The organism is Arthrobacter flavus, assembly GCF_039526005.1.
Lineage (GTDB): Bacteria > Actinomycetota > Actinomycetes > Actinomycetales > Micrococcaceae > Arthrobacter_D > Arthrobacter_D flavus.
On the sequence record NZ_BAAAIJ010000032.1, the window covers coordinates 217,424 to 240,476 of the forward strand.

Consider the following 23,053-nt stretch of genomic DNA (forward strand, 5'->3'; position numbering starts at 1 on the left):
AGGGCACGAATGGGGTCTCTCGCCATTGATTTTTGCGGGGAATGGTACGAGCCGTTGGACGACGAAATCTTCCACATTGGCCGTGAGGGAGATCTGGCGGTCGATGATAATCCCTATCTGCACCGCAGGTTTCTGACCGTCTCCCTGGCGCAGGACATCTGGTGGCTGTCCAATGTGGGGACCAGAACCTCGGCGACCGTCGCCGACGTGTCCGGTGGCATGCAGGCCTGGGTTGCTCCCGGTTCGCGGATCCCCCTGGTCTTCAGGCAGACCCGCGTGGTGTTCACCGCGGGCCCCACCACCTACGAATTCGACGTACACCTGAAGACTCCGGCGTTCCGTCAGGAACCCATTGAGGAAGTGGTCGACGGGGAGACCACCATCGGCCCGGTCGTGTTCACCGAATCCCAGAAGGCGATCATCGTGGCGCTGGCCGAACCCATGCTGCGCCGGGACGGCACCGGGTACAGCTCGTTGCCCTCCTCTGCCGACGCCGCCAAGCGCCTCGGCTGGTCGCTGACCCGGTTCAACCGCAAACTGGATAACGTGTGCGACAAGCTCGACCGCGTGGGTGTCGCCGGGTTGCGCGGCGCCGGTGGAAACCTCGCCACCAATCGCAGAACCCGTTTGGTGGAACACGCCGTGACCTCCCAGCTGGTGACCGCCGCTGACCTGTCACTGCTGGATCGAATGGCTGCCATCGATGCCTCCTAGCCGGACACTCACCTCCCAGCACGCCAGACAGGACCCTTACGCCATGCCCGTACCTTCTCCCTTGGTCAATGCCAGCGCGGGCCAGCGCCTCGGCGCGAAGCTCATCGACTGGATTCCGGCCCTCGCCGTGGCCGTTGCCGGCGTGGTGGTGGTGCCGGGGGTTCTCGCCGACGACGCCGCGTGGCCGGTCGGTCTGCTGATCGCTGCCGGGGTTGCCGCTGTGTACCTGATGGGAATCCTGGTCTGGGAGGGGATGACCGGGAAAACCCCGGGCAACCTGCTGCTGGGCCTGCGCACCACCGGGCGTGACGGGCTGGCTCCCGGTGTGGGCGCCAGCCTGCTGCGCGGGGTGGTGCTTGCCGCGTCCTGGCTGGTGCCGGTGATCGGCCCGGTGCTGATGCTCAGCTCGAACCGGTGGGACCGGGACGACCAGCGCCGCGGCTGGCATGACAAGGCCGCCGGGACGCTGGTGGTCGACGTCGGCGCCGGCCGCGACCCGCTGGTCACCGGTGGGCTGTTTGGTGCGCGCGCGGATCCAGAGGCAGCGGAACCAGCGGGGCCGGGCTCACCGGCCGCACCAATCGACGCAGCACCATCGGCCGGGCCAATCGACGCAGTACCGTCGTTCGGGGGAGCCGCCCGGTCCGCCGTCGAGCACGCAGGGCCCGCTGCTCCCGCCGGGCAAGCCGCGCCCGTGGCTCACGCTGCACCAGTCGTGCCCCCGGCCGACCAGCCGGTCCACCCCGACGCCGAGCTTGAGATGACCCGGATCGCACGGAACCAGCCCGCTGCGGCTGGCGTCCAATTGGTGTTCGACGACGGCGCGGTGGTCAGGGTGCCGGGCAGTGCGCTCCTCGGACGAAACCCCTCGCGGCTGGACGGCGAAACAGTGGACCAGCTGATTGATTTCGCTGACCTGAGCCGGTCGGTCTCGAAAACCCACCTGCATCTGCGGGTGGATGGTGGAGGTGTGTGGGTGACCGACCGCAACTCAACCAATGGCAGCGCCGCAGCCACGCCGGACGGGCTGGAAGAGGATCTGACGCCGGAACAGCCGGTTCTGGTGCCGGTCGGAAGCACCGTGCGCTTCGGCGATCGGCATTTCATCATCCGCACGGCCTAGTCGCTTCAGCCTGCGGACAGCTGACGGGCGTCGGCCTGGCCTACATACCGCCTAGACCAGGGCACTGAGTGCGGGAAGGATGGTCAGGAGCCCCAACCCCACGAAAACGAGACCCGAGATGCGTTCGATCCATAGGGTGGTCGTCGGGCGGTTCAGCCAGACTCCTGCGGTGTGGGCGCCCAAGGCCACGACCATCAGGTAACCGCCGATCACCGCGGATACCGTTCCGCCGACGACGGCGATCACGTACAGTGCGCCAGCATCGGTGGGGGTGAACTGGGGGATGAGGGCCAGGAAGAACAGCCCCGTTTTCGGGTTGGTCAGGCAGCACAACACTCCGGCGCTGAACGCCGACCATCCGGCGGTGTGACCGTGTGGTGATGGATTGCCGGGCCCGGAGTCTCCCGCCGAGAAATCAACCGGGTCCGGCCCGGTTCCAGCACCGAGAGGCACAGCAGCTGACACTGTCTCCTTGATTGTCTCCTTGACTGTCTCCTTCACCGCAGTGCGAGGGTGAGCGGTGAGTGAACGGTAGCCCAGATAGAAGAGGTAGAGCCCGCCCACAACACGCAATGCGTTGAAGGCCATGGGAGAGTCCTGAAAAAACGTGGCCACGCCCGCGGCGACCAGGGCGGCCCACCCGAACACTCCCACCGCCGAGCCGAGGGCCGAGAAGAAACCAGCACGACGACGACGCAGCGCATACTTCAAGGTCAGCAGCGTGTCAGGGCCGGGCGTCAACGCGAGGACGATCGCCACGCCCAGGAGGGCCAGATAGTTCGAAGTGGTCACAGGTGAGTCTTTCGGAGTGAGGAAACCGGGAGGGGCGGACGGGAAGACGTCGGCCTCTGGAATCCAGAGTGCCATCACAGCGGTCAATGGCACCAGCAGATATTTCCAGCTAATCGGTAGGTAATGCCATACGATGGATGGATGTTTGATCCACACAAGCTGGTCATTCTCCGGGCCGTCATCTCTGCTGGAACAGTTCACGGTGCCGCCGCGGGATTGCATCTCACGCCCGCCACAGTCAGCCAACATCTTCGTGAGCTTGGCCGGCACACAGGGTTGATCCTTTTTGAAAAACAAGGCCGGGGGATTGCGGCCACCCCTGCGGCCCTGCAGCTGGCCAAGGAAAGTAGCGAGGCCCTGGCCAGCCTGGAGCGCCTCGATCGCACCGTGGCAGATCTCAGGGCTGGCCGGACCGAGCAGCTGACGTTCACCTGCTTTGCCTCGGTGGCCCAGGCGTGGCTGCCCGCTGTCGTCGGGGTATTGCGGGATGAATTTCCGGCCACAGTGGTCGAAATCAATATCAGTGAGCTCCGACCGAACGGCACGCGTCGACAGCCAGACATCGACATTCGCAACGAGACTCTCGATTCCGATCCAGTGAGCCTCGACGGTTACCAGCGGCACGTACTCGCCGAGGAGAAGCTCCACCTGGTGCTGCCCGTGAATCATCCTTTGTGTGCCCAGGAGGTGGTGGACATGATTCAGTTGCGGGATGAGCCGTGGATTGATCACGACATCAACGACGGCCCCACCGGGCAGATCATCGCTCGGGCATGCACGACTGCAGGATTCACCCCGAGATATGTGGCCCGCCTCGATGATCATCATGCAGCACTCAGCCTGACCGCCGCTGGGTTGGGCGTGACCGTGCTCCCTCGCATTGCCCTCACCAGGATGCCCGGCACCCTCACCACGCGGCCCCTCGCGGGCCCCGAGGTCGAGCGCCGTATTGTCGCCTTCACCCGGGCGCATCCTGTCCGGGCCCGGATCATTCATACTGCGCTCACGGCCCTGCGCGAGATCGCGAGCAAGACCGAAGCACAGTGACGTCCGAGCAGGGCCGGCGGGGCACCAGCGGGTAGCCCTTGACGCAACTGTTAGCCTCCACTCATGGGGGAAAACACAACACAGTTCATGCAAGATTTCGGCAAACTGGTCCGGCTGGTGCAGGAAGCGCAGCCGAGCTCACCTCGCGGTCGGGAACTCGTCGACACGCTGACGGCGCATCTCGGCGTCGAACCGTCGGCCCTTCCCGTTGTCGTGGAGGAGGTCTCAGCTCACCGTTTCGTTGACGCCGACATAGTGCTCGCCTCCCTGACGGGTCCTGACGGGCGTCTCGTGGGCATTGGCGGCGGAGATCAGCGGCATCACATGACGTTGAGCGACATGCTGCAGCACTCCGCGATGTACCCGAACTTTCCGCTGGCCCAGCCCGACTACACGAACCTCCCGATCGGCCCGGACAAACAACGACAGACTATTGCGCTGGGTCTCCATCTCTTCCACTACCGGGGCATCGCCGTCGCGCTGTTGCAGCGCAAAGCCGAACCGCAGTACGGCCGCCCCGAGGCAGCCCTGGAGGTCTTGTGCACTGACGCCGCAACGACCAGGGGGTTCCTCGCCGAATTCAGACGCCGGCTGCAGAACGAGAGCATTCTCAAGGGGCAGGTCCTGTCCTTCACCACGCAGGACTTCGGGCCAAGCAGCGCTGGGGTCACCTTCCACCGGCGACCACACCTGACCCAGGACGACGTCATCCTTCCGGCGGGCCTCCTCGCCCGGGTCAGCGAACACGCCCTCGGCATTGCTGCGCACAAGGAAGCGCTGATTGCGGCGGGCCAACATCTCAAACGAGGCATCCTGCTCTACGGTCCACCCGGCACCGGCAAAACGCACACTGTCAGGTATCTGCTGGGCGCCAGTGACGGCACCACCGCCATCCTCCTCTCGGGTGGCACGCTCGCTCACGTGAGTGAGGCGGCACGGATGGCACGGGCGCTGCAACCCTCGATCGTCGTCCTTGAGGACTGCGACCTGATCGCCGAGGACCGAAGCTTCGGTCACGGTCCCCAGCCCCTCCTGTTTGAAGTTCTCGACGCCATGGACGGGCTCGACGACGACGCCGACGTGACGTTCGTGCTGACCACCAACCGGGTGGATATGCTCGAACGTGCACTCGCTCAGCGGCCCGGCCGTGTCGACCTCGCCGTCGAAATCCCCCTCCCGGATGAACGCGAACGAGCAGCCTTGCTCAGGCTCTACGCGCCCGGGAACACCTTCGGCGTCGAAGCCCTAAAGTCTGCTGCCGAAGGTACCGGAGGAACCACGGCGTCCTTCACCAAGGAGCTGGTGCGGAGGGCGGTGCTTACTGCTGCGTCGGAGGGCGATCCCGTCGGTGATGGACATCTACTTCGGGCAGTGAAGGAGCTGATGTCGGACGGTGCCGCCCTGACGCGAAGCCTGCTGGGGAGCGGAGAGGATTCGCCCGGCGCCGAGCCTGTATCGGGGGAGGCACAGGGGTCCTTCGGGTATGTCCCGCTAGGCTCGCACTATTCCGGTAGTTACACCCCCGCCTACGGGTCGGCGGCGGCCATGGCGTTCGACGGGCCGCTGCCGGATCCCGCCGACAGCGGCAGTGACAGTGACCGCTAGCCTCGCGCCTCGACCGCCACGGGTTCAGTGCTGGGTTCGTTCCAGAACAGCTGGAGGGTCTGCACTGGCCGCCCGGGTTGCACCAGTTGCGCGCGGCCGGGTGGCATCGGGCGTGCGCGCACCCCGTTGATCAGGGCGCCCTCCGCCCGGTCGCCGGACATGATCAGCGCGGCGCTGCCGGAGTCCCGCAGCGCGGTGAAGAAGCTTTCGTACATGCCGCGACTGGCACCACGGACCCGGCGCGAGAGGACCGCGTGCAGGCCGATTTCCGGGGCCAGCGGCAGGTACGGCGCCAGGCGGCTCAGCGGCGAGGAGCCGCCGGCGGTCAGGATGTCGTAGTCGTCGATCACCAGGACCACCCGGGGGAAGGCTGCGGCCTCAGCAGGTGTCGCGTTCACCCGCTTGTCCAGCTCCGTCGCGACGGCCGCAGCGAGCTGTTCGGCCAGCGCCGCGCTGGTCGCATAGCCACCGAGGTACGAATCGGGCACCTGGTCGGCAAGAGTCCGCCGTGGATCGAAGACGGCCAGTACGACGTCGTCGGGGGAGTGCTGCTCCACCGTCCGTCGGATCACCGAACGCATCACGTTGGTTTTTCCGGCAGCGTCGTCGCCGAGGATCAGCAGGTGCCGTTCGCGGCGGTGCAGGTCGAGCAGCTCGGCGCCCAGATCGGTTTCGCGCAGCCCCAGCGGGATGATTGCCGGGTCCACCGGCGTGCTGACGGTTGACGCATCCACCACCGAGGGCAGGACCCGGACCTGCATGGCCCGCTCATCGGTCGACGCTGCGACGGCGGCCACGAGGTCCCGCATCCCCTGGATCGCCGTGTCCTCATCGGCGACACTGTCGATGCGGGGGAGGGCAAAGTGGCCCTGCAGTTTCCGGTCCATCAGGGCCCGGCCGGGGCGTTCCGCGCTGAGGGCCTCGGCAATCTTGCGGCCGTGGGCCGATTCGCCCGGATCCGCCAGCCGCAGCTCCACCCGGTTTCCAAAGAAGCTCTGCTGGGAGATCCGGATCTCGTTCATCCGCGACGATGTCACGACCGTGTGGATGCCGTACCCGCCGCCCCGGGCGATCAGCGAGTGGAGCGCCTTCTCCACGTCCTCAAACTCGTCGCTGAGCTGCCCGTATCCGTCGAGCAGCAGGACAATGTCGGCGCTGGTGAGTTCGGGGATCTTTCCCTGCGCGCACAACCGGCGCAGCGTCGGCAGCGAATCCACCTGGTACTTCTCGAAGAGTTGCTCACGCTGGGTGAGCATGGCGTGGATCTCATCGATTGTCCGGCGCACCACCTCACGGTTGGTGCGGATCGCGACGCCGCCCACATGCGGTAGGCCCTCAAGCGGCAGCAACCCGCTCCCCAGCAGGTCGACGGCGTAGATACCGACCTCGGCGGGACTGTGGGTCAGAGCCAGGCTGGCCGCAATGGTCCGCAGCGCGGTGCTCTTGCCGGTCTGCGGCCCGCCCACGATCGCGAGGTTCCCACCGTTAATGCCCAGATCAAGCATCCAGACGCCCTGCCACTGTTTGGCTGGATCGTCGAGCAACCCCACCGGGAATCTCATGTTCCCCGTAGCGGCCGAGCCGCCGGTCGGCCGGGAATTGGTCAGCCGGATGCCCTGGCTGGTGGTGCTCACCCCGCCGGCCGCCGTGTCCAGGGCGATGCCGCGCGGGAGCGGCGGCAACCAGATCGGGTCTACGGCGCGCGGAAACTTCGCCAGGGTCTCCATCAGGGTGGAGAGCACGGTGGGCCCGGTGGTCCGCTTGGACCCGGCGGTGGACTGGGCGGCCTGGACAGGCGACGACTCGGTCTCGTCAGCCTGGAGACTGGCTGCGTAACGGGGGACTGCCAGCACCTGGGTATCGTCGGCAGCGTCGTCGTCGGCCTCGTCTTCCTCAAGAGCGTCGAGCGGCCCCGATACATATCCGGCCTTGAACCGGGTGTACGTGGTGGTGTCCACCTTCAGGTAGCCGAACCCGGGCACCGGGGGCAGGTGGAAGGCGTCGGCGGTTTCCAGGACGGTGCGGCTTTCGGCCTCCGAGAGGGTCCGCAGTCCAATCCGGTAGGAAAGGTAGGTGTCCAGGCCGCGGAGCTTGCCGCCCTCAATCCGCTGGCTGGAAAGCAGCAGGTGCACGCCGATCGACCGCCCGATCCGCCCGATGGACAGGAACAGCTCGATGAAGTCGGGCCGCGCCGTGAGAAGCTCACCGAACTCATCGATGATGAGCACCAGGTGGGGAAGCGGCGGCAGGTCCTCGCCCCGCGCCTGCCGCTCCTTGCGGTGGAGCTGGTAGTCGGTGATGTTGGCCAGGCTCCCGGCAGCCTTGAGGACTTCCTGGCGGCGTTGGATCTCGCCAGCGAGGCTGGCGTAAACCCGTTCGATCAGGCTGACGTCGTCGGAGAGGTTGGTGATCACACCGGTAACCTGCGGCGCGTTGGCGAACGGGGCGAACGTGGCGCCGCCCTTGTAATCGACCAGCACCATCGCGAGCACCTCCGGCGAGTGGGTGGCTAGAAGCCCCACCACCAGGCTGCGTAGCATCTCGCTCTTGCCCGAGCCGGTGGCGCCCACACACAACCCGTGCGGGCCGTGCCCGAATTGGGCGGACTCCTTCAGATCGAGCAGGGCAGGCCGTCCCCGGTCGTCCGGCCCGAGGGGAACCCTCAGGAAATCCACCTCGCTGCGGGGCTTCCAGAGGCGCACGATGTCAGCCTCGTCGAGGTTGGGGGACAGCCCCAGCATGTCAAGGAACCCGACTGAGCTTTCGGAGCTGTCGTGTTCCAGCGAATCCGCTGATAGCCGCAGGGGTGCCAGCGCCCGGGCGAGCGCTTCGGCGGTGGCAACGGGCAGCTCGTCGAGGACCCCGCGTTCAATGGTGGGCGCCCCGGCATCGCCGCGATAGTTCTCCAGGACGAAACCTCCGGCGACGGCGGCGTCCTCGCTGATCCGGATGGTCACCTCGCCGGGTTCCTGCAGCCGGTCCGCTACCAGGAACAGGGTGGTAATACCCAGCTGGCCGGCGGCCGCATGCTGATCCGGAATGTGGAGTTCGGTCGGTAGCTCTCCGTAGGAGTCGGCGATAACCAACAGTCGGGGCAGGGCGGTCCCGACACCGCCCCTGAGGAAATTCTTGCGGGATTCAGCGGCCAGGCTGGACCGGCCGTGCAGGTCCTCGCTGAGCAGGTCGGAGAGCTCGTCAACAGTGCGGGCAATGCGTCGCACCGGTCCGGTGCGGTGGGTCTTCCGCTGGTCTGCAAGGTGGGGCAGCCAGGTGGCCCATTCCCAGTCGTCGCGTCGAAGAGGAGGGGAGGCGAGGGCGAGGTGTAAATCCTCAGGGGAGTGGAAGGCTGCCGCTTCCAGCAGCAGGAGCCGGCTCACCTGGTGCACAAATTCCCGGGACCCCACCACGCTGACGTTTCCGGCGCAGTCCAGGGGCACGGTCAGGGGAAGCTCGGGGCTGGTTTCGTACCGGCGTCGGAGGATTTCCAGTTCGGCGGTCATGAAGGTGTCGTTACGCTGCAACGCGGAACCGGGGTTCTGAACGGCGATCTCGCGGTTCTGCCGGGGACCGGTTCCCACCCGAACGGTCAGGAAATCCCCGTTGTGGCGCCGGCGCTCCCACAGGCGTTGCGGGTTACGGATAATGTCGAACAGGGCCTCAGGGGGAGGGCTGCTCACCCGGGCAGCGCGGACCGCGTCCTGTTCGTCGGACCGCAGTTGTTTCCGGGACCGCTCAAGGTATTCTAAGTAGTTCTCGCGCTGATCCCTGCGCTGCCGTCCCTGTTTACCGCGCTGACTCACCATCATCACCACAGAGGCCACCACGGTGACGATCATCATCAGCGCGCCGACGGCGGCGAGCGAAGATCCTCGGAACAGCATCATCACTGTCATCGAGACACCCGCGCCGAGCAGCGGGATCAGGGACATCATGTTCATCCCGCCGCTCCCCGTTTCGACGGGGGGCGGAGCGTCGAGGGTGTACACCTCGGCGCCCCGGGCCGGTGGTGTCACCCGGGCGGGACGGTGCACAATCTTCAGGCTCAAGGCTTTGCCTTGCCGGTTGCGGCCAGCAGGATGCGTGAGGCAACGGTGGTGGACGTCAGGAGTGAGGCCCGCGAGAGCAGGCCCAGATCCAGCTCAACCCCTCCGGCGAGATGCCGGTCGTACGGCAGCGCGACGGCGACTGTCCCGTGGTGGCTGAGCCGCTCGGCCTCCTCGACGGCGTCCACCGGGTTCCGGGCATCGGTCTGCAGCACGAGAGTCAGCAGTGGGATCGCGGCATCCGAGCCGGCACCGTTCCACTGCTCGGCATACCGCCGGGCGTCCTCAAGCCCGGCAACAGTCGCCGGGGTCACAAAAATGGCGGCGTGGGATTGTTGGATGGCCCAGCTGGTGGAGGGCAACTCCATGCCGGTCCCGCAGTCAAGGATGGTGATCGGGCAGAAACGCGAGACGGCCCGGGCGGCCCGGGCGGCGTCGTCGTCGGCACCGGCGCCGGGAGGGCTGGCAGTCGCGGCACCGCCGGCCACCAGGAGGTTACTCTCGGCGGCCCCGAGCCGCGCCGCCAGGTCGGCAAGACTGGACGGTGTCTGGCCGTTGAGGCTGTGCGCGAGGTCGGCGAGGGAGGGGGCACCGGTGAACCCGAGCCGGAGCCCCAGGGTGCCAGCGCCGACACTGTTGTCTACCGCGGTCACGGTATCCGCGCGCAGTGACGCATAGGTGCGAGCCAGGAGCGCGGCAACCGTAGTCTTGCCGGCGCCGCCACGGGAGCCGACGACGGCGATCCGCCGGCCGGTGGTTACGGGGCTTTGCGCCCCGGACGCAGCCTCGGCCAGGATCCGGGGGTACTCATCGGCGCGAAACAGCTGCCCGATGCGGCTCAGGGTGAGTTGCACACGGGTCTCCGCGGGGCGGGTCCGCAGCACCCTGCGCAGCCGTTGCGGGGACGACTCAAAACCCGTGGAAGTTTCCGAACCTCCTGCACCGGACGCCGCGGGGACAGGAGCCGATCGGCGGCTGGGCTGCCGGGTGGGGCTGACGGTCATGCGGTCGGTCCTTCCAGATGCGACGGAGGCAGGGTGGGCCGGGTCATGAGAAGCTCTCCAACAGTTGGGCGAAGATGCCGAACAGGCCCGCCGCGAGGGGAATCGTCGCGAGGATCGCGAGACTTTCCGCCCGGTTTGCGAGTTGCCGGAATCGTGCGGCGGTGTGATCTGCGGGTGTGAAGGTGAGGACAATCAGGGCGACGGCTGCCACTGCGAGGGCTGCGAGCCCGACCAGCCAGGGGGATTCTGGAAGGAACCGGAGCGATCCGACGGCCAGGGCGGCCAGGCCGACCAGCGACGCCAGATAAAGGGCAATCCGTTCCAGGGCCAGGGGGAAGGACCGCGCGCGCAGAAAGGTGGCCAGGGTCAGGGCAAGCAACAGAGGCAACGTCCACACCTGCGTCTGGGTATCGGTCCCCAGCCAGGCCAGCGCCAGCGCGATGGAGGCGGCGGTAAACACCGTGGCGAGGCTCAGGCTGCGGTGCGCCGCATTGACCGCTGAGAGGGCTGCGGTGCGACGAAGGGTGCCGCCCTTGGCCCGCTGGTCATCGAGTGTTGACAGCCCGGAGGCGGAGAGGGCAAGTGCGGGGAGCAACCCCAGGAGGAGGACACTGGCGATGCCTGCCAGCGCCGCGGCGGGGGCGGGATCGTCCCCCACGAGGGCTGCTGCACCCCAGATTCCCGTGGCGGCACCGAGGGTCGCGGCGCCGGCGAACAGTGCCCGCGGGCGCGCGGAGACGGCGCCGAGGCCGAGTAGGTTGGCGATAGAGAGCGCAGCCACCAGCAGGCCGGTGATCGCGAGTCCGCTGCCATATTCGAGGATTCCGGCCAGGCCCAGTACCCATCCCGCCACCAGCAGTGCCGGTCCCAGGGCGGATTTGCGGGGTGGTCGGCCGAGGGCGGCACCCAACCCGGTCAGTAGCAGGCCGCCGCTGATCAGGATCCACCAGGCGCTTCCCGGGGCGAAGCTGCCCAGCAGAATCGCTACACCAGCCCAGAGGCCCAGGGCCGCGAACGCTCCGGCTGTGATGTCCCGGAACCGGATGGTCCACCGCCCGGTGACCTCCTCGGTTTGGTCCACCACCAGATCGGTAACGTCATAGACGACGGCGGCCGGTGGCACATCGGATTCGCTGCACAGCAGGAGAGCCGTGCCGTCAGTAACAGCCGACTGGCTGAGGGAGGCTGCTGCGTCGAGTGCGGTGCCGTCGGGAGTGACCAGTTGTTTGACTGCCACATCGCGCTGCGGGGCGTCCTCGAGTAACTCCAGCACCTGCGGCATGAGCGCGCCGACCGGTTGGTGGGAGGGGAGCAGCAGGTCGATGTGCCGTTGCGCGCCCACCAGCGTCACACGGGTAAAGGCGTGGGACATCGGTGTCAGACTCCTGTTCGGGATTGGTGTGGATACAAGGCTTCACCGATTGATGTAGCCGACCGGTTTTGTTCTTCCCGCTGTTGACGTTGGTCTGCCAGCAGGTTGCTGACAAAGGAGTAACCCACACAGATTGCGGCGATCAGCGCCGTCATGGCCACGCTGAACAGGAACAGCTTGACGCTATCGAGCCAGCGGCGTTCCTCGGGGTTCACTCCGTAGAGCAGTGCTGTGGTGAGCCGGTTCCGGCGCACTGTCACTGACTCAATCAGCTGGTTGTCATACTCTTTCGCCACCGCGGACCTACACCCCTTCAGGACCAATTACCGTTCATATCCTTACACCTTTCTGATCCGGTCGGGGACCAGGGGCCTGGTCAGGCGCAACGATGGGGACTTCTGCCCATGGTCTGGCCTTGACGGTCCGGGTGGGCAAGGCTTCTATTGGTACAGCAGGGTTTCGGAATTATCCGCAGACTAATCTTTAGGCGCTTTGGTGCGCTAGGGGGAGCAGCATGAAATTTGACATGGGTTCACAGACGCTTTCGACGTTGACGCAGCAGACCGGTCACTCCAACGAGGACCTTGGGCAGCTGGTGCGCAACCTTATTGATGCCGTTGCTCCGTTGGAGGGCAAATTCAACGGCCAGGGCAGGGTGCGCTTCGATGAGTTCAAGCACCGCACCGATGAGGTAGCCAACGAACTGAACAGTTCCCTGTCAGTCATCCTGCAGGGCCAGGGTGAAATGGATGTTGCTTTCCACACCGGGGACCAGGAGTCAGCCGACAACGCTTCCCAACAGCAGGGATCCGCTGCCTTCGATTCGGCACGTTTCGGTTCACGCTAAGAATCCTCTCCGCCCTCCCAACAGTTTTTGCCGGTGTTCCCGGCGCAGAAAGGTTTGTCATGTCTCAGGACCGTCTTAGTTACGACACCGATGTTTCGAGTTCCGTCCAGGCTGAAATCCAGTCCATTGTGGGCCGGCTCGAATCCCTGATCGGGGAGCGCGAGAAGGCAGTAAGCTCCGCGATGTCCGATTTTCAGGCCGATGGTGTCTCCGAGGACTATCAGGCAGTTGAAACGCGCTTCAAGAACGCTGCCAACGAAACCCGCAACATCATCGCCCTGGTGAAGCAGACGCTGAACCTCAACGACGAGACCGCCACTGGCGCTGGATCGCGTGCTCGGGGTGCCGTCCAGAACATCGGATAGGGCGCGGCTTCGTGTCCCACGGCATTTCCCCCAGTGCGGTGAAATGTTGTCGGGCGCACCGCGAATGTGCCGAGATGTGGGAGATCAACAGGTCGGGCACGGAGGTCCTCGAGAGCTATACCGTGTGCCCGGATGGGACCCTTGTGTCGGGCCACTACATCCGGTGGAACAAGCACTTCTATGAGGGCTACTCGATCGGCAGCGATTTGTGGATCCGTCATCGGGTCGAGGGCAGCTTGTCCGCGGAGTGGATCCCACTTCCGGGGTCTTTCCACGAAGCGTCCGGCAGAAGGACGTTTCGCCGAAGGGTCCCGAGCAGTGAAGTGGAGCGGTACGTCCGGATCCATGCCTCCGGGACCTGGAGGGGCCAACAGTTTGGCATCGAACAGTACATCGACAATGGGACGGTGGCCGTCAGGGGCGGGTTCTCCCCGGAGATGATCCAGTTAATGGAGACCGGGGCCGCTGCCCAGCTTGAACTATCCGAATCTGGCCGGGCCGGCGTTACCGGGTTCCTACCCTGGTCCGAGATGTCCAACTTCAGCACGGAAATGACTGATTTGGCCCTGCCCAGTCCTAGTGGCTAGCCAGAGGACGGGCCCGTGATAGACATGGGTCGTAGACCGGATTCTCCTCAACAATAAGGATTTGCAGTGATCTTTCAGAAGGCCCTCAGCCCCGCACACGTTGCGCAGTTGGTGGAAGGCAACAAGGACACCGTCTCAGGATTCGTGCTCAACGCGGCCGACGCCGTCGGCCTTCCCCTCGGGCGGCTGTTCCAGGCACACGGGGTGGGGTTCGCCGGGTCACCGTGGGATCCCAACGCCGAACACTTCGATGTTCTCCGCTTCAATGAGCCACTCGGGATCTATTGTCACGCGCCGGTCGTTCCCGAGTTTATTGACCGGCCTCCGGTGACTGGCAACGGCTTCGCGCTGTTTGACGGTGGGTATGTGCCTCACTACTTTCTCGACGAAGTGAGGATACCCGCGGGGGCCGAACTGTTTCGGATCACTCCCGATGGCAAGGGCCGGTTCCTGGCGGTCTACCGCGACGTGGCCAACGGCTGGGCGCTGGCCACGGAAACGGGAATCAAGACCCCGGTGCAAAGCCATCCTTCCCACCTGATGGGGTGGGTGGCTGTCTGGCGGGGCATCAGGTACAGCGCCGACCTGGCGAAGGACCAGAAGGCCGTGATCCTCGCAGCAACCAGCGAGCCCCCGGCAGACCAGGAAGGATTCACCCGGACCGATCGCGGTTGCTGGAGCCGGGAGGTTCCCTTGGCAGAACTGGACGAATTCTATGAACTGAACGCCACCTGCCGGTGGAACGGTCAGCCGTTCAGGATCACCGCGACTGCCTACGACGGCGACACACAGCTATTCCGGCTCTTCTACACTGGCCACAACGCCGACACAGCTGAATCACTGAGGCTGAACAAGGCCGACGCCGGGGTGTATTGGACGGTGGTCCCCAAGTCCGAGGTGACCGACATCAAACTGGTCCAGAACATCCTCAAAGACCTCCGGGTCGGCTCCTAGCCGCCAACGCGCATCCGGCGGGGTACTGAGGCAAGATAGGACTGTGGCCAGAACAACTGACAAATCAGGCATAGAGCTTCCCGCGGACCAGACACCGGTCGATTCCCTGCGGGAGGAATACAATTCCCTGGCGGAGGAGGTGCGCCAGCACCGGTTCGCCTACTACAACGAGAACGCGCCGACGATTTCCGACGCGGAGTTCGATGAGCTGTTCCGTCGGTTGGAGAAGATCGAGGCACTGCATCCAGAGCTGATCGCCAACGACTCGCCCACCCAGGAAGTCGGCGGAGACGCCTCTTCAGCGTTCGCCGCCGTCAATCACCTGCAGCGGATGTATAGCCTGGAGGACGTCTTTTCCCTGGCTGAGCTGGACGTCTGGGTGAGCCGTGCTGCCGCCAGCGTTGAATCGGTCAGCCCGGGCAGCACCATCACATGGCTGACTGAGCTGAAGATCGACGGGCTCGCCGTCAACCTGCTGTACCGGAACGGTGAACTGGTGCGCGCCGCGACCCGCGGCGACGGCGCCACCGGTGAGGACATCACCCACAATGTGCTGACCATCAAGTCCATCCCCAGGGTCCTCGCCGGGACGGGCCACCCCGCCGAGATGGAGGTCCGCGGTGAGGTGTTCTTCCCGTCCGCTGCCTTCGCCCAGCTCAACGAGCGGATGGTCGCCGCAGGAAAGGCGCCGTTTGCCAACCCCCGCAACGCTGCGGCCGGTTCCCTGCGCCAGAAGGACCCGGCCCTGACGGCCGAGCGACCACTGGACATGTACGTGCACGGAATTGGGGTGCGCGAGGGCCTCGCAGCCCAGTCCCAGTCCGAGACCTACGGGCTGCTGAAGGAGTGGGGCCTTCCCACCTCGCCCTATTTCAAGGTGCTCGACGACGCCCCGGCCGTGGTGGAGTTTATTGAGCATTACGGCACGCACCGGCACGACCTGTTCCACGAGATCGACGGAATTGTGGTCAAGGTGGATGACTTTGCCCTCCAGCGGGCGCTGGGCCACACCTCGCGCGTGCCCCGCTGGTCGGTGGCCTTCAAGTACCCACCGGAAGAGGTCAATACCCGACTGCTCGATATCCGGGTGAACGTGGGCCGCACCGGCCGGGTCACCCCGTTCGGAATGATGGAGCCCGTCAAGGTGGCCGGCTCCACAGTCGAAATGGCGACCCTGCACAACCAGGACGTGGTCAAGGCCAAGGGGGTCCTGATCGGCGACATGGTGGTGCTCCGCAAGGCCGGCGACGTGATCCCGGAAATCGTGGGCCCCGTCGTCGCGCTCCGTGACGGCACCGAACGCGAGTTCGTCATGCCCACCGAATGCCCATCCTGCGGCACCCCGCTCGCCCCGGCGAAGGAGGGAGACGTCGACATCCGCTGCCCCAACGCCCGGTCCTGCCCCTCGCAGCTGAGGGAACGCGTGTTCCATTTGGCCGGACGCGGCGGGTTCGACATTGAGGCACTAGGTTGGGAGGCAGCAATCGCCCTGACCCAGCCCGCCGAACCGGAACAGCCGCCGCTGACGTCCGAGGCTCAACTGTTTGACCTCACCCCCGAGGCGCTCGCCGATGTGCGGATTCTGCGGGACAAGCGGGTCAAGGGGGAGGTGGTGGGCAAGGAACTGGTGCCCTACTTCTACACCAAGGGCACCGCCAAGAAACCGTCCGAACCCAGCGCCAACACGCGCCGGCTGTTCACCGAACTGGAGAAGGCGAAGCAACAGCCACTGTGGCGGGTGCTGGTCGCCCTCTCCGTCCGGCATGTCGGGCCCACCGCCTCGCGTGCGCTGGCCACAGCGTTCGGCTCAATGGAGCGGATCCGGGCCGCCTCGGAAGAGGAGTTGGCGAACGTCGACGGCGTCGGCCCCACCATCGCCGCAGCGCTCACCGAATGGTTTGCCGAGGACTGGCACCGGGAGATCGTTGATGCGTGGGCTGCCGCCGGGGTGCGGATGGAGGACGACGTCGACACCTCCATGCCGCGCACCCTGGAGGGAGTGACGGTCGTCGTCACCGGCTCGCTGGAACGCTACAGCCGGGATGAAGCGAAAGAGGCGATCATCCAACGGGGTGGGAAGGCGTCTGGATCGGTCTCGAAGAACACCCACTTCGTCGTGGCAGGGGAGAACGCCGGCACCAAACTTGATAAGGCCGAAGCGCTCGGGCTGACCGTGCTGGATGAGGACGGCTTCACCCGGTTACTTGAGGAGGGCCCGGAGTGAACGGGTCCGCGCTGGAACTGCTGCACCTGGCGAAGCAGGCTGCCTCCGCGGGAGCGGATGTGTTGGCGCGGCGCAGCATCGAATCCCTCGGGGCGCAGAACAAGAGTTCGGACAGCGACTGGGTGACGTCGTTCGACCTGGCTGCCGAACGGGCGGTACGTGATGTGATCTCCCGCTCCCGCCCCCACGATGTGATCACCGGCGAGGAGCTGGGAACCACTGTGCCTGACCGGGCATCTGGCGCCGGGCGGGTGCGGTGGTCGATCGACCCCCTGGACGGCACCACCAACTTCATCCGCAACATTGTCTACTACTGCACCTCAGTGGCGGCGATGGACGCCGACGGCCTGTGGCTTGCCGGTGTGGTGCACGCCCCGGCGTTGGATCGGGTGTACTGGGCGGCCCGGGGACAAGGTGCCTGGCTGCGGGACCACGGCAGGGTAACGCGCCTCGACGGGCCCGACGTCGGGCGAAAGGGTGCCTTGCTGGGTACCGGTTTCAGTTACGACGCCGTTGTCCGGACCCAGCAGCTAGGAGAGTTGAGCGGATTGCTGGACGGCTTCGGTGACGTCCGGCGGCTGGGCTCGGCGGCGCTTGACCTGTGCATGGTCGCCGACGGCACCCTCGACGGGTACGCCGAACGTGGCCTGAACGAACACGACTGGGCTGCCGGTGCGCTGATTGCGGAGGAGGCGGGCGCCACCGTGCTCCGCCCTCACCTCAGCTCGGCGCTCGCCGGGGGACCGGACGAGGCCGAGCGGCTTGGTGCCGTGACCATTGCCGGGACGCCCACCTTTGTGGAGCGCGCGGCGAGGTTGGCCACTGGCGCAACGGGGGCCGCTGAATGACAGCGAGCTGGCAAAAGGTCTTTTCAACCCTGTCCGCACCCCGGTTGCGCGAAATCTATGCAGCAGCGGTGCTGGGGCAGCCGGCGGGTGCGACGGCCAAGGAGCTGGACAAACTGGCGGCCGCCGGGTTGCTGGGAGTCGACGGTGCAGTCAATGCCGACCTATTCCAGGCGGTCCTGAGCGCTGCCGCGGGGGATAAGCCCCAGGGAGTAGACCGCTTCTTCGCCAACGGGCACCTCGACGGGCTGCCCCGCAATCCCGGCGAGAGGCGGGCGGTTCTCGAGCACCTGACCGCACGGCTCATTCCCGCGGACCAAGAGCTCTCCGAACACGAAGTGAACCTGGTGCTTTCCACGGTCACCCGGGATATCCCCACCCTCCGTCGTGCCCTGGTGGACTATGGCCACCTGGACCGGCGTCCGGACGGCACCGGGTACCGACGCGCCTGAGCGCGACGGGGGTCGCCGTCGTCAGCGATTGTGCGGAGCGTCCGGATCCGCCGGAGCCTCCTCCCGCCGCTTCTCGATCAGTTCCTTGGTGCGGACCAGGCGGAGCAGCGTCACGAGGAGGAGCCCGCCGAGCATGTTGAACGCCAGGGTATAACCAAACCAGCCGAGCCACTGCAGGTAACTGATGTCGGCGCCGGAATGGATCGCGGCGAAGATCAGCAGGGAATCCAGGATGGAGTGGAACAGCTGCAGGCCTGCCAACAGGAATCCGCCGATCACCGTTGCCACGATCTTGGCGACGTCGTTCGATGTGCCCTGCTGCATCCGGCTCATCAGGGTGATGGTGCTGCCGCCCAGCACGGCCAGCGCGACCACTTGCAGGGAGAACGGCGCATCAATGAAATGGTGGGCGCTCTCGGCGACCGTCTCATTCCACTCCGGGAACGCCTGCATAACTATCCAGACGAAGGCCCAGCCGCTGACCAGGTTGGCCACGAGGGTTCCACCCCACAGCTTGGCCAACTGCGTCACGCTGCCCTCCTTCGCGACGACGGCCGCGACCGGCATCAGGAAGTTCTCGGTGAACAGCTCGCTGTGCGCCAGAAACAGGGCGACGAGGCCCACACTGAATGCAAGGCCAGCGAGCAGGTGATCGCCCGTCTGATGCAGCACCGCCAGGTAGGCCATGATGCCCAACCCGATTTCGAACCCCCCGAACACCCCGGTGACAAGGATGTTGCGGAAGGTGCGGTGCAGCCGCTCGGCACCCTCCTCAATGGTGTTGTCGAAGGACTCCTTCAGCTCATCCTCGACCGGGGCGTCAGTGTCCCCTAGTTCCCGCCTGCGTGCTTCGCTCATGACGCCTCTCCCGGTGTTAGGTGTGGGAGTGCTCTCCCGGATCAGCGCTATCGGCTAGGGGAATCGTAGCAACCGGGGGAGCTGGATCCACCGGATCGTTCTGGTCAGGACTGCTTCATTTCGACGAGTTGGATCAGGTTGCCGCAGGTGTCGTCGAAAACGGCCATGATGGCCATACCGATGTCGGTGGGTGGCTGGGTAAAGACCACTCCCTTTTCGGTGAGCCGGGCATACTCGGACCCGAGGTCCTCCACAGCGAACTGTGCCAGGGGTATGCCGTCCTCCACCAGCGCATCTCGGTATGGCTTCACCGCGGGGTGGCTGGACGGTTCCAGGAGGAGTTCGGGGCTGTCGGGGGACTCGGGCGACCGGACGGTCAGCCAGAAATCGTCACCCAACGGGATGTCGTGGCCCTTGATGAAGCCAAGCACGTCGGTGTAGAAGGCCAACGCCGCTCGCTGGTCGTCAACGAACAGGCTGGTCAGTGCGATTTTCATTCGGTCCTCTTCTCTCGGTCGTCTTCTCTGTAGGCCATCGATCGGTAATGTCCGCGAGTGGTGCGGGATTGAAATAGTGGAACTTGGAGCGTCCCCGACGCTCGGTCGCAATGAGTCCGGCCGATTCAAGGACACCCAGGTGTTGGGAAATGGCTTGGCGGGTCAAGCTGAGGTCATGGCGCATGGCCAGGATCGAGCAGATCTCGAACAGTGTCTGACCGTCGCGCAACGCCAGCTCATCGAGAATAGTGCGCCTCGTTTCGTCATCGAGAGCTCGGAATACATCAACCATGAACCCCAGTATAGGCAAGTATGCGCTTGCCTATCAAGACCCCGATTACGATAGGTAAATGGCTGAAATGGGGGCAGTACTTCAGGCGACGGGACTTCTCGTTGGCTATTTCCGGGCGCCGGTGTGCGGTGAGGTGTCGGTGACGGTCCACCCGGGGGAGGTTCTCGGCGTCGTCGGCGTCAATGGCGCGGGCAAATCAACTGTCGTCCGGACGCTTGCCGGCCGGCAGCCAGCGCTCGCTGGGGACGTGCTGGTGCAGGGTCTGCCAGCGGTCCCCGATGCTGTGATGTTCCGACGCCAGGTTTCAGCCGTGTTCGACGACGACCTGTTCTTTCCGGCCCTCACGGTCCGTGAACACCTGCTGCTCGTCGCACGGGGCCATTCTCTTGATGCCCCGGATCAACGGGTCACCGCCGAACTGGAGTTCTTCGGGCTACGGGACCGGGCGGACGTGGTCCCGGAAGCCTTGTCCTCCGGGCAGCGGAGGCGGCTCCTGCTGGCGGCCGGGCTGATTCGCCCGTCCTCCCTCCTGATCCTCGATGAACCCGAACAGCGACTCGACCCGGTGATGCGCGATGCTCTCGCGCAGCGGATCAGCGACCACGCGGAGGCCGGAGCCGCAGTGGTGCTGGTGACCCACGATCCGCGACTGTTGGTGCAGACCGCCTCGACTTGCCTGGTGATTGACGACGTCGTCGAGCAGCTCGACCCTGACCAGGGAGCTGCGATCATTGCCGGCTCCTGAAGCGCTTCGGCTGCGACCCGCTGCTGGCGAGGACAGGGACGGGACCCTCGCCGCCGCCCGAGCCGTCGTCGCCTTCACCCGCACGTCGTCCCGCCGGTACAACCGCGCCCGGACGTCCGTCGGCGGCCTGTTCATCGACATCTACTCGAACACCCTGGCCCTGGCCTGCGTGCTCGCGATCGCTGGCTCATTTGTGTTCGCTCTGCGCGACGAGATTGCCCGACGGGATCCTGCGCAGGGTGGCCTCGCCGGCCAGCAGTGGCAGATTCTGCCGGCTGATGTGCTGTGGATCCTGTTGACCTACCTCGCGTTGAACGGGCTGCTGACCCTGACGAGGAGGCTGGGACCGGCCGCGGTGAGTTCCAGTGAGGGATCCTGGTGGGTACCGCTGCCGGTCGACCGGCGGCCGATGGTTCTGCCGGGGCTCAGCAGACTTAGTGCGGGCGTGGGGTTGGGCAGTGCTGTTGGGTACCTCCCCTTCAGCCTGCTTACCGCGCTGGACCGGACGCCTGCGGGGCATGTCCTCGCCGCGGGAACGTTCGGACTGGTCGCAGTGATCGTGGTCGGCGGCGCAACTCTGTTGCAGCTGCGGGCGGGGTCCGGCCGGCGGGATCCTCTCTGGCCAGCGCTGGTGCTGCTGCCCCTAGCGGTGTTGCCGTCGCTAGGGCCTGCTGTCTGGCCACTGCTGGTGGCGCTGGCCCTCGCGATCGGGGTACTGGCCTACTCGCTGCCGAGAGTTGGCGCGGTCGCAGGGTCCGAACTGGTGCGCGGTGGAGGCGTGTCCGGCCACGCCGGTGCTTCAGTGTTCCTGTTGGACGTCAACGAGCTTGGCCGGGCGCTGGCAGCCCGCCCACGCCGCACCGCCTCGACGCGGGGGGCGAAGCTGTACGCCCGCCCCACGTTGGGGCCTCGGTCGGCGATGGTGCGTGCCGATATCGTCGCGTTCCTCCGGCTGCAGCAAGGGGTGGCGGTGCCGCTGGTGTGGCTGGGCGCCTGTCTCGCTCTGGTGCTCGCTGATGCGGCGTTACCCGCCGTCGTGCAACTGTTGGTCATCGTGGTGGCCGGGTGCGTCACCGGTGCCGGCATGGGGGTTGTCGCGCGGCGGACGGCGCTGGTCCCGGAGCTGGACCTGCTGCTTCCCGTCTCCACCTCGGTAGTGATGCTCAGCCGGACCCTGATGCCAGCGGTCGCGATGAGTGTCTGGATGGCGGCTCTGACAGGTGCACTGAGCGTTGTCGGCGTCGGTGGACCCGGCCTGATTCTGCTGGGTGCGGTGGCGGGCCTCGGAATGGGGGCCGGATCCGTCAGGGCCGCCACCCGACCTGCGACTGACTGGACGGCCCCAGCTGCCGAAACGCCCTTCGGTCCCGTTCCACGGACCCAGATTGCAGCACTGTTCCGGGGTATCGATGTGACCGTCCTGGCGATGGTGCCGGTGCTGTTGGCCCTGTATATCGGGGCCGTCTATCCGTGGCTGGTCGGGGTGCAGGTAGTGATCAGTGCGGCGGTACTGCTGATGCAAATGGCCGCGAAGCCAGCCTCCCAGGCGGGCGGCTGAGCCCGTGTAGTCACTCCGGGCGAGCCTTGAAACCCAACACGGACCGGTTGCGACCGCTGGCCTTGCTGTCCCACGGCCCACGCGTCGCGATCGCGACGAAAAGCACCCCGGCCGCAATAGCGAACCACAACAGGCCCCGGGAGGGGTCCATGATCATTCCGATCACACCCGTGAAGATGAGCATCGAGCCTACGGCGAAAAGGACACGGGTGGTTTTCCAGCCAAACGTCAACATCAATCAAACGTACGTCGTCTGGTGGCTTGTGGCTAGGCAGGCGCGTGGTGGCCCCGTGGTCGCGTAGCATCGGAAAATGGCAAGGACAGCCCCACGATTCAGACAAGGCCACTACGGTCCCTTGCAGGAGGTCCTGTGTTTTCTCCGAGCGTGACCCAGTACTGGCTTCCGGCGGACCCGGTCCCGGGTGGAGCAGGGAGCGTCCAGGTGGTCATCGACCCGTCAATGGCTGCGGACCGGTCGGTGGCGGTGCTGCACCTCGTGGAGGGCCCCAGCCTGCTCACCCTGACTCCCGGACGGGCCCGGCACCTCGGCCTTTCCTCCGGCCAGGCGGTCCGCGTCGGGGATCTGGCTCCGAGGCTCGCGGCCGCCGGTATCAGGCTCAACGGTCCAGACTCTCTGTTCTACCTGCCAGCCACCGATCACGAAGCGGTCCGGCGCGAACCCAGTCCAGAAGGCACACGGCAGCTCACCCCGGACGACCACGAGGCCTTTGCCCTCTTCACGGGTCAGGCACCCGCCGCGGAACTGGACGAAGCGTTCGTCGAACTCGATCACTGGCTCGCGTTCGGTACCTTCCGCGGGGGCCTGCTGGTCGCCGCCGCGAGCATGTATCCCTGGCGCGAAACCAGGCTGGCTGACCTTGGAGTCATCACCCTGCCCGCCGAGCGCGGCCGCGGGTATGCCAGGCGCACAGTGCGCGCTATCAGCTCGATGGCCCTCCAGCTGGGCTACGAACCGCAGTACCGCTGCCAGCGGGACAACACGGCGTCGGCTGCGCTGGCGGAATCTGCAGGATTCGTCCGCTTCGGCGAATGGGACGTTGTGGAGAAGGACTAGGACGTGTTGCAGAATTGGAAGGCGGCATTCCGGCGTCGTATCCGTCCGCCTTCC

At 65.9% G+C, this 23,053-nt stretch carries 23 protein-coding genes; 14 read left to right on the plus strand and 9 right to left on the minus strand.

The window, feature by feature from the left end; all coding sequences use genetic code 11:
* Nucleotides 1–9: 9 nt before the first annotated feature.
* On the plus strand, nt 10–714 hold the full coding sequence (locus ABD059_RS08555) for a hypothetical protein (protein ID WP_343879013.1): 705 nt from the start codon (nt 10–12) through the stop codon (nt 712–714).
* A 43-nt stretch (nt 715–757) separates the two neighbouring features.
* Entirely contained in the window at nt 758–1,837 is a 1,080-nt protein-coding gene (locus ABD059_RS08560) for an RDD family protein (RefSeq protein ID WP_343879015.1), read from the plus strand.
* 51 nt (nt 1,838–1,888) lie between these two features.
* Here the strand turns inward: ABD059_RS08560 and ABD059_RS08565 are convergent, their stop codons facing one another.
* Nucleotides 1,889–2,722, minus strand: a complete 834-nt coding sequence (locus ABD059_RS08565; RefSeq protein ID WP_343879017.1) for a LysE family translocator — start codon at nt 2,720–2,722, stop codon at nt 1,889–1,891.
* 48 nt (nt 2,723–2,770) lie between these two features.
* Between ABD059_RS08565 and ABD059_RS08570 the strand changes: the two genes are divergently transcribed.
* Together ABD059_RS08570 and ABD059_RS08575 are read left to right on the plus strand one after the other, a co-directional pair.
* Nucleotides 2,771–3,676 carry a LysR family transcriptional regulator gene (locus ABD059_RS08570; protein WP_343879019.1) on the plus strand — a complete coding sequence of 302 codons (906 nt, stop codon included), beginning with the start codon at nt 2,771–2,773 and terminating at the stop codon, nt 3,674–3,676.
* 63 nt (nt 3,677–3,739) lie between these two features.
* A complete protein-coding gene (locus ABD059_RS08575) occupies nt 3,740–5,281 on the plus strand; it encodes an AAA family ATPase (RefSeq protein ID WP_343879021.1) in 1,542 nt (513 codons plus the stop codon).
* Here ABD059_RS08575 and eccCa read toward each other — a convergent pair.
* Genes eccCa through ABD059_RS08595 form a run of 4 tightly spaced genes read right to left on the minus strand, consistent with a single transcriptional unit; the run spans nt 5,278 to nt 11,996 of the window.
* On the minus strand, nt 5,278–9,327 hold the full coding sequence (gene eccCa / locus ABD059_RS08580; protein ID WP_343879023.1) for a type VII secretion protein EccCa: 4,050 nt from the start codon (nt 9,325–9,327) through the stop codon (nt 5,278–5,280). The genes ABD059_RS08575 and eccCa overlap by 4 nt on opposite strands.
* Nucleotides 9,324–10,328, minus strand: coding sequence for a CpaE/TadZ family protein (locus ABD059_RS08585; RefSeq protein WP_343879025.1), 1,005 nt, complete (start codon nt 10,326–10,328; stop codon nt 9,324–9,326). Before ABD059_RS08585 ends, eccCa begins: the two co-directional genes overlap by 4 nt.
* A gap of 43 nt (nt 10,329–10,371) precedes the next feature.
* A complete protein-coding gene (eccD, locus tag ABD059_RS08590) occupies nt 10,372–11,700 on the minus strand; it encodes a type VII secretion integral membrane protein EccD (RefSeq protein ID WP_343879027.1) in 1,329 nt (442 codons plus the stop codon).
* Nucleotides 11,701–11,705: 5 nt separating this feature from the next.
* Complete coding sequence (locus tag ABD059_RS08595; RefSeq protein WP_343879028.1) at nt 11,706–11,996, minus strand: hypothetical protein; 291 nt, start codon at nt 11,994–11,996, stop codon at nt 11,706–11,708.
* Between the two features lie 218 nt (nt 11,997–12,214).
* On the opposite strand from ABD059_RS08595, the gene ABD059_RS08600 reads away from it, so the two are divergent.
* The 7 genes from ABD059_RS08600 to ABD059_RS08630 all read left to right on the plus strand — a co-directional run bounded on the left by ABD059_RS08600 (nt 12,215) and on the right by ABD059_RS08630 (nt 17,974).
* Nucleotides 12,215–12,547, plus strand: a complete 333-nt coding sequence (locus ABD059_RS08600; protein WP_343879030.1) for a hypothetical protein — start codon at nt 12,215–12,217, stop codon at nt 12,545–12,547.
* Nucleotides 12,548–12,606: 59 nt separating this feature from the next.
* Nucleotides 12,607–12,912: a pore-forming ESAT-6 family protein gene (locus ABD059_RS08605; RefSeq protein WP_343879032.1), complete on the plus strand. Its 306-nt coding sequence runs from the start codon at nt 12,607–12,609 to the stop codon at nt 12,910–12,912.
* A gap of 74 nt (nt 12,913–12,986) precedes the next feature.
* Entirely contained in the window at nt 12,987–13,499 is a 513-nt protein-coding gene (locus ABD059_RS08610) for a hypothetical protein (RefSeq protein ID WP_343879034.1), read from the plus strand.
* 66 nt (nt 13,500–13,565) lie between these two features.
* On the plus strand, nt 13,566–14,453 hold the full coding sequence (locus ABD059_RS08615; protein WP_343879036.1) for a hypothetical protein: 888 nt from the start codon (nt 13,566–13,568) through the stop codon (nt 14,451–14,453).
* Nucleotides 14,454–14,496: 43 nt separating this feature from the next.
* Nucleotides 14,497–16,677, plus strand: a complete 2,181-nt coding sequence (ligA, locus tag ABD059_RS08620) for an NAD-dependent DNA ligase LigA (protein WP_343879038.1) — start codon at nt 14,497–14,499, stop codon at nt 16,675–16,677.
* On the plus strand, nt 16,674–17,525 hold the full coding sequence (locus tag ABD059_RS08625) for an inositol monophosphatase family protein (RefSeq protein WP_343879040.1): 852 nt from the start codon (nt 16,674–16,676) through the stop codon (nt 17,523–17,525). Before ligA ends, ABD059_RS08625 begins: the two co-directional genes overlap by 4 nt.
* Complete coding sequence (locus ABD059_RS08630; RefSeq protein ID WP_343879042.1) at nt 17,522–17,974, plus strand: DUF2087 domain-containing protein; 453 nt, start codon at nt 17,522–17,524, stop codon at nt 17,972–17,974. Before ABD059_RS08625 ends, ABD059_RS08630 begins: the two co-directional genes overlap by 4 nt.
* 21 nt (nt 17,975–17,995) lie before the next feature.
* Here ABD059_RS08630 and ABD059_RS08635 read toward each other — a convergent pair whose 3' ends face one another.
* The 3 genes from ABD059_RS08635 to ABD059_RS08645 form a co-directional block, all read right to left on the minus strand.
* Nucleotides 17,996–18,832: a formate/nitrite transporter family protein gene (locus ABD059_RS08635; RefSeq protein ID WP_343879044.1), complete on the minus strand. Its 837-nt coding sequence runs from the start codon at nt 18,830–18,832 to the stop codon at nt 17,996–17,998.
* Between the two features lie 104 nt (nt 18,833–18,936).
* A complete protein-coding gene (locus tag ABD059_RS08640) occupies nt 18,937–19,329 on the minus strand; it encodes a VOC family protein (protein WP_343879046.1) in 393 nt (130 codons plus the stop codon).
* Nucleotides 19,298–19,621: an ArsR/SmtB family transcription factor gene (locus tag ABD059_RS08645; protein WP_343879048.1), complete on the minus strand. Its 324-nt coding sequence runs from the start codon at nt 19,619–19,621 to the stop codon at nt 19,298–19,300. Before ABD059_RS08645 ends, ABD059_RS08640 begins: the two co-directional genes overlap by 32 nt.
* A 67-nt stretch (nt 19,622–19,688) precedes the next feature.
* Between ABD059_RS08645 and ABD059_RS08650 the strand changes: the two genes are divergently transcribed.
* Nucleotides 19,689–20,366: an ABC transporter ATP-binding protein gene (locus ABD059_RS08650; protein ID WP_377959640.1), complete on the plus strand. Its 678-nt coding sequence runs from the start codon at nt 19,689–19,691 to the stop codon at nt 20,364–20,366.
* Entirely contained in the window at nt 20,353–21,924 is a 1,572-nt protein-coding gene (locus ABD059_RS08655) for a DUF6297 family protein (RefSeq protein WP_343879052.1), read from the plus strand. The genes ABD059_RS08650 and ABD059_RS08655 overlap by 14 nt, the downstream gene beginning before the upstream one ends.
* Nucleotides 21,925–21,934: 10 nt before the next feature.
* Here ABD059_RS08655 and ABD059_RS08660 read toward each other — a convergent pair whose 3' ends face one another.
* Nucleotides 21,935–22,159: a hypothetical protein gene (locus tag ABD059_RS08660; RefSeq protein WP_343879054.1), complete on the minus strand. Its 225-nt coding sequence runs from the start codon at nt 22,157–22,159 to the stop codon at nt 21,935–21,937.
* 135 nt (nt 22,160–22,294) lie between these two features.
* On the opposite strand from ABD059_RS08660, the gene ABD059_RS08665 reads away from it, so the two are divergent.
* Nucleotides 22,295–22,999 (plus strand): GNAT family N-acetyltransferase, encoded by a 705-nt coding sequence (locus ABD059_RS08665; protein ID WP_343879056.1) that lies wholly within the window; start codon nt 22,295–22,297, stop codon nt 22,997–22,999.
* The last annotated feature ends 54 nt before the right edge of the window (nt 23,000–23,053 follow it).